8 protein-coding genes are annotated in these 12,665 nt (G+C 63.0%); 5 read left to right on the plus strand and 3 right to left on the minus strand.

Annotated elements, in window-relative coordinates:
* Nucleotides 1–41 precede the first annotated feature (41 nt).
* Together ACXX81_RS05240 and ACXX81_RS05245 are read right to left on the minus strand one after the other, a co-directional pair.
* Entirely contained in the window at nucleotides 42–941 is a 900-nt protein-coding gene (locus ACXX81_RS05240; protein ID WP_458571319.1) for a DMT family transporter, read from the minus strand.
* Between the two features lie 64 nt (nucleotides 942–1,005).
* Nucleotides 1,006–2,631 (minus strand): methyl-accepting chemotaxis protein, encoded by a 1,626-nt coding sequence (locus ACXX81_RS05245; protein ID WP_209983615.1) that lies wholly within the window; start codon nucleotides 2,629–2,631, stop codon nucleotides 1,006–1,008.
* Nucleotides 2,632–2,937: 306 nt separating this feature from the next.
* Between ACXX81_RS05245 and aceK the strand changes: the two genes are divergently transcribed.
* The 5 genes from aceK (at nucleotide 2,938) to ACXX81_RS05270 (ending at nucleotide 11,256) form a co-directional block, all read left to right on the plus strand.
* Complete coding sequence (gene aceK / locus ACXX81_RS05250) at nucleotides 2,938–4,641, plus strand: bifunctional isocitrate dehydrogenase kinase/phosphatase (protein WP_458571320.1); 1,704 nt, start codon at nucleotides 2,938–2,940, stop codon at nucleotides 4,639–4,641.
* Between the two features lie 150 nt (nucleotides 4,642–4,791).
* On the plus strand, nucleotides 4,792–8,703 hold the full coding sequence (gene hrpA, locus ACXX81_RS05255; protein WP_458571321.1) for an ATP-dependent RNA helicase HrpA: 3,912 nt from the start codon (nucleotides 4,792–4,794) through the stop codon (nucleotides 8,701–8,703).
* Between the two features lie 534 nt (nucleotides 8,704–9,237).
* The gene (locus tag ACXX81_RS05260) at nucleotides 9,238–10,359 is read left to right on the plus strand and encodes a beta-ketoacyl-ACP synthase III (RefSeq protein ID WP_231421514.1); all 1,122 of its coding nucleotides are present in this window, start codon (nucleotides 9,238–9,240) and stop codon (nucleotides 10,357–10,359) included.
* A 55-nt stretch (nucleotides 10,360–10,414) separates the two neighbouring features.
* Complete coding sequence (locus ACXX81_RS05265; RefSeq protein ID WP_458571322.1) at nucleotides 10,415–11,029, plus strand: RNA polymerase sigma factor; 615 nt, start codon at nucleotides 10,415–10,417, stop codon at nucleotides 11,027–11,029.
* The gene (locus ACXX81_RS05270) at nucleotides 11,023–11,256 is read left to right on the plus strand and encodes an anti-sigma factor family protein (protein WP_209983605.1); all 234 of its coding nucleotides are present in this window, start codon (nucleotides 11,023–11,025) and stop codon (nucleotides 11,254–11,256) included. Before ACXX81_RS05265 ends, ACXX81_RS05270 begins: the two co-directional genes overlap by 7 nt.
* 8 nt (nucleotides 11,257–11,264) lie before the next feature.
* On the opposite strand, the gene ACXX81_RS05275 is transcribed toward ACXX81_RS05270, so the two are convergent.
* The gene (locus tag ACXX81_RS05275) at nucleotides 11,265–12,587 is read right to left on the minus strand and encodes a putative porin (protein ID WP_209983603.1); all 1,323 of its coding nucleotides are present in this window, start codon (nucleotides 12,585–12,587) and stop codon (nucleotides 11,265–11,267) included.
* Nucleotides 12,588–12,665 lie beyond the last annotated feature (78 nt).

Below are 12,665 nucleotides of genomic sequence, written 5' to 3' on the forward strand. Positions count from 1 at the left end.
CGTGAGGCTTTCGGGGGTTATCGGCCGTATCGGAGGTTTATTTAGATTCTTTTTGCAACAATCCGCTGTGGCCGCAGCACCAGCCACAATGCCCCGCCAATCAACACGCCGCCATACACGTGGGCCATCGACAACGGCTCATCCAGCAGCAGCGCGCCCCACAGCACGCCGAACGGCGGGATCAAAAAAGTCGTGGTCATCGACCTCACCGGGCCGATGGCGGTCAGCAGGCGAAAGTACAGGACGTAGGCAAACGCCGTGCACACCAGCCCCAACCCCAGCAGCGACGTCCACACCTGCCAGCCGCCCCAGCTCGCCGGGGGATGGCTGATGGCGCTGTAGGCGAACAGCGGCAACAGAAACAGGGTGGCGCCGAGCATGCTGCCCAAGGCGGACAGACGGCTGTCCAGCCCGCCCTGGCGATCCAGCCAGCGCCGCGCGAGAAACCCGGCAAACCCGTAGCAGGTGGTGGCCAGCAGACACGCCAGCGCGCCCATCAGCAAGGGCAGGTCAAACGCCACCGGGCCGGCGCGGGTCAGCACACCCACACCGAACAGGCCCAGGCATACCCCGGCAAATTTTGAGGGGGTCAGGCGTTCGCTGAAGAACAACCCGCCGATCAACACGCCCATCAGCGGCGTGGTGGCGTTGAAGATCGCCGAGTAACCCGCCGGCAGCACCTGGGCGGCCACCGAGTACATCGTGGCGGGGATCCCGGAGTTGATTACGCCCAGCAGCAGCACGGTTTTGAACTTGCCCTGGAAATCCCAGCGCACGCGCATCAGCGCCAGAATCACCAGCAGGCCGGCGGCGGCGATCGACACGCGGAAAAACGCGGTCGGCACACTGCCGATTTCCGGCGCGATGATGCGCATGAACAGAAAGCTCGCGCCCCAGATGGCAGCCAGGCCCAGCAGGTACAGGGTGTCGACAGGTCTCACAGCACATTCCTACCTTGATAAGGCCGCGAGTGTTGCCCAGCGGCCTGCCTGACACAATCGCTAATTAAACGACGAACCGCGTCACCAGCCCATTGAGGTCCACGGCCAGGCGCGACAGTTCCTGGCTGGCGGCCGAGGTCTGGCTGGCGCCGGCGGCGGTCTGAGTCGACAGGGCGCGAATGTTCACCAGGCTGCGGTCGACGTCACGGGCCACCAGCGCCTGTTGCTCAGCGGCGCTGGCGATCACGCGGTTGCGCTGGTTGATCTGCGAGATGGACGCGGTGATTTTCGCCAGCGCGTTGCCGGCGTTGTTGGCCCGCTGCAGGGTATGACCGGCGTGTTCGGCGCTGCTGTTGAGTGCGCCGACGGTGTCCTGGGTGCCTTGCTGGATACTGGTGATCATCTGCTCGATGTCTTCGGTGGAGGCCTGGGTGCGTTGCGCCAGCGAGCGTACTTCATCGGCGACCACCGCAAAGCCGCGTCCGGCCTCGCCTGCGCGGGCCGCTTCAATGGCGGCGTTGAGTGCCAGCAGGTTGGTTTGCCCGGCGATGCCACGGATCACTTCGAGCACCTTGCTGATGTCCTGCGCCTTGGCGGCCAGGCCTTCGGCCTTGTTCGAGGCGCCGAGCACTTCGTCGACCAGGCTCTGGATCGCGCTGATGGTCTGGCTGATCTGGTGGTGGCCGTGTTTGCTGTCCTCGTCCGAGGCCTGCGACGCTTCGGCGCTGGACACTGCGTTGTTGGCCACGTCGTCCACGGCGACGCTCATCTGGGTGACGGCGGTGGCGGCCTGTTCGATTTCATCGTTTTGCGCCTGCAGGCCGCGTGTGCTCTGCGCCATTACCGAACTCATTTCTTCGGCCGCCGAGGCCAGTTGCTGCGCCGACTCACTGATGCCGCGCAGGGTGCCCTGCAATTGCGTCTGCATGCTGGCCAGAGCGGCCAGCAGTTGCGCCGGCTCGTCGCGACCGTGCACCGTCACGGGCTGGCTCAGGTCGCCGGCGGCGATGGTGCGCGCCACTGCCAGCGCCTGGCCCAGCGGCGTGGTGATGCTGCGGGTGAGCAGCCAGGCCAGCAGCAACGTGGCGACCAGCGCGACGACGATGATCAGGCCGACAATCCAGCGCGCACGCGCATACACCTGTGCTGCCGAGTCGGCCGCCGCTTCGACACCCCGCTTGTTGAAGTTGATCAAGGCCTCCAGGTGCTGGTTGAGGGCATTGCCCAGGGGCGCCAGGCGGCTGGTGACCAGGTCGATGGCGTCTTGTTGCTGCTCCTTGTCCACCAGGCTGATCATCTGGCCGATGGTCCCCATGTAGCTCGCCACCGCAGTGTTGACCTGTTGCAGCAGCGCGCGCTCGTCGTCGTTGCTCGGCAGGCTCTCATGGCTGGCCAGCAACGCCTTGAGCTGACCGGTATTGCGCGTGATCAGACCTCGGCTGGTGTCGCGGATGCGTGATTCATCGGTGGTAACGAAGCGCAGCGCCTCCAGGCGAATGCCGGCCACGGTGGCGGCGATTTCATGGGCGTTTTCGATGCTCGGCATCCACGAGCGCTCGATGATCAGCGCGCTTTCGCGCAGTTCGGCCATCTGCCCCAGGCCGAACAGGCCGACAATCACCAGCAGGCTGGCCAATACGGCAAAACTCAGACTGGCACGCAGACCAATCCTCATGTTCCTCAACGACATCTCACTGCTCCTCGGGGGGTTGAAACCTGCTCCCGGATCGGTCTTGTGACCTTGTCAGGCTGGGAGGGCGCGGGCTATATATCAAAGCGCCATTAACGTGGTAATCAGGGTTTCCCTTACGGTGTATCAGCACGGTTACATTTGTTAGGGGCCGGATGAGCCGGGCAGGTTTTCCCTGTCAAACGCGCCAGACGGTGCCGTTAAAGGCGTACAGATAAAAAGTCCGAGTCTGAGAGTAGGGATTTGTCGTGCAGTTACTGACCGCTCGGTCGAATAAAAAAACTGAAAATAGTGGAGGTTTCTCCCATGTCCGCCCTCGCCATTGCCCGCACCCTGCTTGACGGCTTCGACGATTACCGTGAGCACTTTCGCCGGATCACCGATGGCGCCCGTGAACGTTTCGAAAAGGCCCAGTGGCAGCAGGGGCAGGCGGCGTCGGCAGCGCGGATCAACCTGTATGAAGAGAAAGTGGCCGAAGTGACGGCGCGCCTGCGGGCAGGTTTCGACAGTGCTGTGTTGCTGCAGAGCAGCAATTGGCCCCAGGTGAAGAGCGCCTATATCGGCCTGATCGACCTGCGCGTCGACGATGAGTTGGCCGAGACCTGGTACAACTCGATCTTCTGCGGCCTCTTCAGCCATGACCTGATCAGCGACGCCTGCATGTTCATCCACACCACGCGGCCAAGCCAGCGCCAGGCGAGGGCGGCGCAGACCCGCCTTTACACGCCGGCCGGGAACCTGTCGGACCTGCTGGCGCAGGTCTTCGCCGACTTCTGTTTCAGCGAGCCCTACGCCGACCTGCCCGGCGACGTGCGCCGCCTCCAGGCGCAATTGCGCGAGAGCCTGCCGGACTGGGTCTGCAAGGACCCGGACCTGAACGTCGAGTTGTTTTCTTCGGTGCTTTACCGCAACAAGGGGGCGTATCTGGTGGGGCGCATCTACACCCACGACGAACAATGGCCGCTGGTGATCCCGCTGCTGCACCGCGAAGGACGTGGCATCCAGATCGATGCGCTGATCACTGACGAAGCGCAGGTGTCGATCATCTTCTCGTTCACCCGTTCCTACTTCATGGTCGACGTGCCGGTGCCGGCTGACTTCATCGGCTTGCTGCGGCGCATCCTGCCGGGCAAGCACATCGCCGAGCTGTACACCTCCATCGGTTTCTACAAGCACGGCAAGTCGGAGTTCTACCGCGCGCTGATCAACCATCTGGCGAGCACCGACGACCGTTTCATCATGGCCCCGGGTGTGCGCGGCATGGTCATGAGCGTGTTCACGCTGCCGGGTTTCAACACCGTGTTCAAGATCATCAAGGACCGATTCTCGCCGTCGAAGAACGTCAACCGCGCCACGGTGATCGAGAAATACCGTCTGGTCAAAAGCGTCGACCGCGTCGGACGCATGGCCGACACCCAGGAGTTCGCCGATTTCCGCTTCCCGCGGAGCAAGTTCGAGCCCGACTGCCTGGCCGAGCTGCTTGAGGTGGCCGCCGGTACCGTTGAGGTGCAAGGCGACACGGTGCTGATTCGCCACTGCTGGACCGAGCGGCGCATGACCCCGCTCAACCTCTACCTGGAACGCGCCAACCCCGCCCAGGTGCGCGAAGCCCTGGACGACTACGGCCTGGCGATCAAGCAACTGGCGGCGGCGAATATCTTCCCCGGCGACATGTTGCTCAAGAACTTCGGCGTCACCCGCCACGGGCGCGTGGTGTTCTACGACTACGACGAAATATGCTTTCTCACCGAAGCCAACTTCCGCCACATTCCCGCGCCGCGCACCCCGGAAGACGAAATGGCCTCCGAGCCCTGGTATTCCATCGGCGCGCTGGACGTGTTCCCGGAAGAGTTCCCGCCGTTCCTGTTTGCCGATGCCGGCCAGCGCAGGCTGTTCGATGAGCTGCATGGCGAGCTGTACGATGCCGACTACTGGAAAGGGCTGCAGGACGCGATCCGCGCCGGCAAAGTGATTGATGTGTTCCCGTATCGGCGCAAGGACCCGCTATAAACTGCACACACATCCATGTGGGAGGGGGCTTGCCCCCTCCCACATTTGTTTTCGGTTTACACCCGAGTCGCGCGTGAAGCTTGGCGCTCCCAACCGCTTTTCTGCCACACTTGCCGGCCCCGCCTAAACAGATGACCGTCAAAGTACCTGATGACTGACCAAGCGCCCGCTATCGACCCACTGCTGAAAAACCTCGATCACGCCATGCTCGCCGACCGCCACCGCTTGCGGCGCCAGTTGCTCGAGCTGCGCAAGAAGCCCGATGAGGAGAAGCTGGCGCAGTGGGTGACGCGCATGCAGGCGTCCTGCGCCCAGGTGACCGCGCGGCGCGCCAGCCTGCCGGTGATCCGCTACGACGACAGCCTGCCGATTGCCGCCAAACGCGATGAAATCAAGGCTGCGTTGAACAAGCATCAGGTACTGATCATTGCCGGCGAGACCGGCTCGGGCAAAACCACCCAGTTGCCGAAAATCTGCCTGGAGATCGGTCGCGGCCAGTACGGCCTGATCGGCCACACCCAGCCACGCCGGATCGCTGCGCGCAGTGTGGCCAGCCGGGTCGCCGAAGAGCTTGCGACCCCGTTGGGCGCGTTGGTCGGCTATCAGGTACGGTTCGAAGACCAGAGCGATTCCAATACCCTGATCAAGCTGATGACCGACGGCATCCTGCTGGCGGAAACCCAGAACGACCGCTACCTGGAACGCTACGACACGATCATCGTCGACGAAGCCCACGAACGCAGCCTGAACATCGATTTTCTGCTCGGCTACCTGAAAACCCTGCTGCCGCGCCGCCCGGACCTGAAAGTCATCATCACCTCGGCGACCATCGACCTGGAGCGTTTCTCCAAACACTTCGACGATGCGCCGATTGTCGAAGTCTCGGGCCGCACCTTCCCGGTGGACACCTGGTACCGGCCGCTGACCCTGGAGCAGGACGAGGAGGGCAACCGCGTCGAGGACGACCTGACCGTCGACCAGGCGATTCTTGCCGCGCTGGATGAAGTTGCAGCCTACGAGCGCAGCGAGCGACGCAGCCCCGGCGATGTGCTGGTGTTTTTGCCCGGCGAGCGCGAGATTCGCGACGCCGCCGAGATGCTGCGCAAGGCCCAGCTCAAGCACACCGAAATTTTGCCGCTGTACGCGCGCCTGTCGCCGGCCGAACAGCAGCGCATTTTCCAGTCCCACCCGGGGCGGCGCGTGGTGCTGGCAACCAACGTCGCGGAAACTTCGCTGACCGTGCCGGGCATCCGTTATGTGATCGACAGCGGCACCGCGCGCATCAGCCGCTACAGCTACCGCGCCAAGGTGCAACGCCTGCCGATCGAAGCAATTTCCCAGGCCAGCGCCAACCAGCGTAAAGGCCGCTGCGGGCGGGTCGAGCCGGGTATCTGCATACGGCTGTACAGCGAAGAAGACTTTATCGGTCGCCCGGAATTCACCGACCCGGAGATTCTGCGCACCAACCTCGCCGCCGTGATCCTGCAGATGCTGCACCTGCGTCTGGGCGAAATCACCGATTTCCCGTTTATCGAACCGCCGGACGGCAAGGCGATCAGTGACGGGTTCAACCTGCTGCAGGAGCTGTCGGCGGTGGATCGCAACAGCCAGCTCACGCCGCTGGGCCGCCAGCTGGCGCGTCTGCCGGTGGACCCGCGGATGGGCCGCATGCTGCTCGAAGCAGCCAAACTCGGCAGTTTGCAGGAAGTGTTGATCGTGGCCAGCGCCATGTCGATCCAGGACCCGCGCGAGCGCCCGCCGGAGCGTCAGCAGGCCGCCGACCAGGCCCACGCCCAGTGGAAGGACCCGGATTCGGACTTCGCCGGGCTGGTCAATCTGTGGCGCGGCTTTGAAGAGCAGCGCCAGGCGTTGACTGCCAGCCCTTTGCGCAACTGGTGTCGCAAGAACTTCCTCAACTACCTGCGCCTGCGCGAATGGCGCGATTCCCATCGCCAGTTGAGCCTGATCTGCCGCGACCTGCAGTTGACCCTCAACAAAGAACCGGCCGACTACCCCAAGCTGCACAAGGCGGTGCTGGTGGGCCTGCTCAGCCAGATCGGACAGAAGACCGAAGACGGCGATTACCTCGGTGCGCGTCAGCGGCGTTTCTGGATTCATCCGTCGTCGGGCATCGGCAAAAAGCGCCCGCAATGGCTGATGACCGCCGAGCTGGTGGAGACCACCAAGCTGTATGCGCGCATGGTCGCCAAGATCGATGCCGATTGGATCGAACCGCTGGCCGGGCACCTGATCAAGAAAAACCATTTCGAGCCGCACTGGGAGAAGAAGCGCGGCCAGGTGGTGGCGTTCGAGCAGATCACCCTGTTCGGGCTGATCGTGGTCGGGCGCCGGCCGTTGCATTACGGGCCGATCGACCCGGTGGTGTCGCGCGAGCTGTTTATCCGCGAGGGCCTGGTGCGTGGCGAGATCCAGTCGCGGGCCAGGTGCCTGAGCGCCAACCAGCAATTGCTGGAGCAGCTCGACGAACTGGAAGCCAAGGCGCGCCGTCGTGACATTCTGGCCGATGAAGAAACCCTGTACGCGTTCTACGATGCGCGGTTGCCGGCGGAGATTCATCAGACTGCCACCTTCGACAGTTGGTACAAAATCAACAGCCAGAAAGACCCGCAACTGCTGATCATGCGTGAGGAAGACGTGCTGGCCCGCGAGGCCAGTGAAGTCACTGCCGCGCATTACCCGGACACCCTGCACCTGGGCGACCTGGCCCTGGCCTTGAGTTATCACTTCGAACCCAACCACCCGCGCGATGGCGTGACCCTGCGCGTGCCGGCGCCGCTGCTGCCGGCTTTGCCGCCGGAGCGCCTGGAGTGGCTGGTGCCGGGGGTGATCGAGGCCAAGTGCATTGCCCTGGTGCGCAACCTGCCCAAGGCGCTGCGCAAGAACTTTGTGCCGGTGCCGGATTTCGTCAAGGCCGCGCTGCAGCGCATCGAATTCGGCAACGGCTCGCTGCCCCAGGCGCTGGGGCGCGAACTGTTGCGCATGACCGGCGCGCGGGTCAGCGATGACGCCTGGGCCGAGGCGGCGCAGCAGGTGGAAAGCCACCTGAGGATGAACCTGGAAGTGGTCGACGGGCAGGGCAGGTTCCTCGGCGAAGGCCGCGACCTGGCCGAGCTGACCGCACGTTTCGCCGAAGCCAGCCAGGCCGCGTTGGCCGTGCCGCAGACCGCAAAAAGTCAGGAGCCGGTGCAGGCCAGGGCGTTTGCGGCGGTGGCCGAGAAGACCCAGCAGCAGATCGCCGGCCTGTCGATGACGGTGTATCCGGCGCTGGTGGAGGAGAGCGGCACGGTCAAGGAGGGGCGCTTCTCGACGGCTGTCGAGGCCGAGTTTCAGCATCGCCGCGCGTTGCAGCGTCTGCTCCTGCAACAGTTGGCGGAGCCGGCGAAATTCCTGCGCGGCAAACTGCCCGGCCTGACCGAGCTGGGCCTGATGTACCGTGACCTGGGGCGCATCGACGCGCTGGTCGAAGACATCCTGCTGGCCAGCCTCGACAGCTGCGTGCTCGAAGGTCAAGCCAGCCTGCCGCGCGACGGTGCCGGGCTGGCCGCCTTGGCCGAGCGCACGCGGGGCGGTTGGACCGAACACGCCGAACGCCTGGCGCGCCTGACCCTGGAGGTGCTGAAACTCTGGCATGGCCTGCAAAAGCGCTTCAAAGGCAAGATTGACCTGACCCAGGCCGTGGCGCTGAACGATATCAAGCAGCAGCTAAGCCACTTGGTGTACCCGGGGTTTGTGCGGGAAACCCCGGCGCAATGGTTCAAGGAACTGCCGCGCTACCTCAAGGCCATCGAGCAACGCCTGGAGAAATTGCCGGGCCAGGTGCAAAAGGATCGGGTGTGGAGCACCGAACTGGGCGGATTGTGGACGCAGTATGAGAATCGTCTGAAAAAACACGCCCAGGAAGGCAAGCGCGACCCGCAACTGGCACTCTACCGCTGGTGGCTGGAGGAATACCGGGTATCACTGTTTGCGCAGCAACTGGGGACCAAAGTACCGATCTCCGACAAGCGCCTGAGCAAGCAGTGGAGCCAGGTAGAGCCCTGAACCGCCGAGTGCCCAACTGCCTCTGCGGCGAGCGGGCTTGTTGTGGCGAGCGGGCTTGCCCCGCGTTGGGGTGCGAAGCGCCCCCAATCAAGCAAAACGCGGTGTACCTGATACGGCTCAGCGTCTGGTTTTGGGGCTGCTGCGCAGCCCAACGCAGGACAAGCCTGCTCGCCACAGGGAATCTGCGCTTAACTGAACGGCATTAGGGCAAGCCAGCTCGTCAAAAAAACCGCTTGCCACAACAAGCCGGCTCCTCAGTAAGCCAGCTCCCACAACAAGCCCGCTCGCCAGGTTGTTGCGCGACAGCGCCAAGGCGGCGCCTTCCGCATTTAAACCAGCGCTTGTCTGAGATGTGGCGCCAAATCCCCGGGTTTGTGGCAAACTTCGCGCCCATAAATGCCGGGATCGTCGCAAGGGCTGCGACGCGATGGAATAAAGCGATGCCAGTTTGATGCCACTGGATGGAATCAAACGACTTACAGTTTGGTACTAAAGTGCCAATACCTTCTGCCTGACCTATCCAGAGGAACGACCGTGCATAACGTCGTCATCAGCGGCACTGGCCTGTACACCCCGGCCAACAGCATCTCCAACGAAGAGCTGGTGCAGTCTTTCAATGCTTACGTGCATCAGTTCAACACCGACAACGCCGCCGCCATCGAGCGCGGTGAGGTGCAGGCGCTGACCGAGTCCAGCGCGGCCTTTATCGAGAAGGCATCGGGTATCAAGAGTCGCTTTGTGATGGACAAGGAGGGCATCCTTGACCCGCAACGCATGGCCCCGCGCCTGCCCGAGCGCAGCAATGACGAGTGGTCGGTGCTCTGCCAGATGGCCGTCGCCGCCGCCGAACAGGCGCTGCAGCGCGCCGGCAGGACCGCCGCCGATATCGACGGCGTGATCGTCGCCTGCTCCAACCTGCAACGCGCCTACCCGGCGATTGCCATTGAAGTCCAGGAAGCGCTGGGCATCGAAGGCTTCGGCTTCGACATGAACGTGGCGTGTTCCTCGGCCACCTTCGGTATCCAGAACGCCGCCAACAGCATCCAGCTGGGCCAGGCCCGGGCGATCCTGATGGTCAACCCGGAAGTCTGCACCGGCCACTTGAATTTCCGTGACCGCGACAGCCACTTCATCTTTGGCGACGCGGCCACCGCTGTGCTGCTGGAGCGCGCCGACCTCGCCACCTCCGAGCATCAGTTCGAGGTGGTCAGCACCAAGCTGCTGACCAAGTTCTCCAACACCATCCGCAACAACTTCGGCTTCCTCAACCGCGCCGCCGAAGAAGGCGTCGGCGCGCCGGACAAACTGTTCGTGCAGGAAGGCCGCAAGGTGTTCCGCGATGTGTGCCCGATGGTGGCCGAACTGATCGGCGTGCACCTGGAAGAAAACCAGTTGAACGTGGGCGACGTGAAACGCTTCTGGCTGCACCAGGCCAACCTGAGCATGAACCACCTGATCGTGAAGAAGCTGTTGGGCCGCGAAGCGACGGTGGAAGAAGCGCCGGTGATTCTCGATACCTACGCCAACACCAGCTCCGCAGGCTCGGTGATTGCGTTTCACAAAAACCAGGACGACCTGGCCAAGGGCTCTGTCGCCGTGCTCAGCTCCTTTGGCGCCGGCTATTCGATCGGCAGCGTGATCCTGCGCAAGCGCTGATTTTCTGCTTGCAGGCGTGATTGGAGCGGTTTTATCCGGAATGTCGAGGTCTTGAATGGCAGCAGCGGACGACGCGCACCTGCTTGAACGCCTGCTCAAGGGAGAGCAGCAGGCCTATAAGGAACTGGTCACCGCCTACCAGAGCGCCATGCGCGCCGTGGCGTATGCCATCGTCGGCCAGCGCCACGCCGATGAAGTGGTGCAGGACGCCTGGCTGTCGGTGGTGCGCAACCTCGGCAAATTCGAGGGGCGGTCCAGTCTCAATACCTGGTTACTGACCATCACGGCCAACGCCGCCAAGGGCCGCTACAGGCAGAACCGTCGGGAAGTGCTGCTCGACGATCTGCCTTCGCCCCATGGCACGATTGGCGCAGAGCGTTTTTCCCCTGACGATGGCCACTGGGCGGTCGCCCCGTATGCCTGGCATCAGGACAGCCCGGAAGCCTTGTTGACCGAAGATGAGCTGCGCAATTGCCTGGAGCATACGCTACTGAGTTTGTCGGACTTGCAGAGCAGCGTGCTGGTGCTGCGCGAACGCCAGGGCCTGGAGCTGGAAGAAATCTGTAATCTTTTGACGCTCTCGCTCTCGAATGTGCGTGTGCTGTTGCATCGAGCGCGGCTCAAGGTATTCGCCACGGTGGAGCATTTTGAGGAAACGGGAGAATGTTGACCTGTAAGGAACAAGTGGCACGCTCCAGTGATTACCTCGATGGGCAACTGACCTTTCGCGAGCGTCTGCTGGTGCGTCATCACTTGATGTTCTGCCCGAACTGCCGCCGCTTTATCCGTCAGATGCGCCTGATGCAGGCGACGCTGAAGAAGATGCCGCAGGCACCGGTGCCGGAGGTGGATGCCCTGGCCGAACGGCTGGCTGCCGAGCGGCGCAAGGGCGGGTAGCGGCGTAATCAGAACTTGGCTTCAGCATCCAGCTGCAGGGTGTTGGTGTTGGCATCACGCTGCGTACGGCTGGCGAAGTCGGCCTTGGTCAGGAAGTACGTGGCGCCGAGGGCGAAGTTCTTGTCGATGTCGTAGCTGACCTTCATCTTGTGACCGCGCGAGCCGGTGGTGCCGTTGGCGAAGTCCGAGTCGGTAAAGGCGCCGACCACTGCGTTACGTTGAACATCGCGGTAGTTGTAGTCCAGGTTGAAACCGAACACCTTGGACTTGGCACCTACCAGCCACGCTGTGTCCTGATCGGTCACGGCATCGTTGTTTTTCACGTACTGACCATAGAACGCCAGGGGCACGGCCAGGCCGCCGATGTCTGCCTGGGCGAAGCCTTCGTACAGACGGAATTCGTTGTCGGCCGAATTACCGTTGACCGCCAGTGCGCACGGCGTGGTAGTGGTTGTGCAGCGGCTGTCGCGGTCGTTCTGGTAGGCGTAGACGCTGCCACCCAGGGTCATTTTCAGGTTGTCGGTGATCGAGAAGCGCGTACCCAGCTGGCCGGACGTCAGGCGCAGGTCGTGGCGAAACTGCACGCCGTCGCCGTCGACGTTGTCCTTGAGGTTGTAGTTGCCCAGGCTGCCGAACAGCTCGGCGCTGCTGCCCAGTGGGTATTTGTAGGTGACTGCGAGACCTTCGGGGTTGATGTCGCTGTCCCAGATCACGTCGCCCATGCTCACCCACGGTTGCAGCATCTTGCCGCCGATCACGTGCAGGTTCTTGATCTGGTCCGGGTGGTAGTCGATGTAGCCAAGGTCCAGCCAGATCGATTTCTTGTCGAAATAGCCGTCCTGGTCCTGGTTGGTGGAGCGCGCATCGTCGCCGCCGCCGGTGGCGATGCGGATGCCGGTGTCCACTTGCGGGTTGATTTCGGTGTAGGCGCCCAGGCGCGCACGGATACGTTGACGGTCCTTGTCACGTCCGCCGTTGTTGGGCTCGCCGTCGATCTTGATGGTTTCCTGGCGGAACCGCACGTCGCCCTTGAACTGGGTCTTGGCGGCCCAGGCGAGTTTCTGGTCGAACGTGCTCAGGTCGTTGGTCTTTTTCGCGGTGGCGGCGATCTGTTCGTTGCTCTCTTGCTGAGCTTGCCGCGCGATCTGCTGTTCTTTCTGGTCCTTGGCCAGTTCGGTTTGCAGTTCGGTGTACTGCGCCGCAGTGATCTGGCCGTTGGCCTTGAGCATGTCGAGCAATTTAGCGTCGACTGCAGCGCTGGCCGGCACGCTCAGGGCCAATAACAGGCCGCCGCACAGGACCGCTGCAGTTTTGGTGGAAGCAAGACGCATATCAATCTCCGAAAGTGAGGAGGAGGGAATAGACCCTCCAGGACACGAACGCCCTATGAAGGACGCGAAAAATGGCTA

It is taken from the genome of Pseudomonas sp. GNP013 (genome assembly GCF_054343995.1).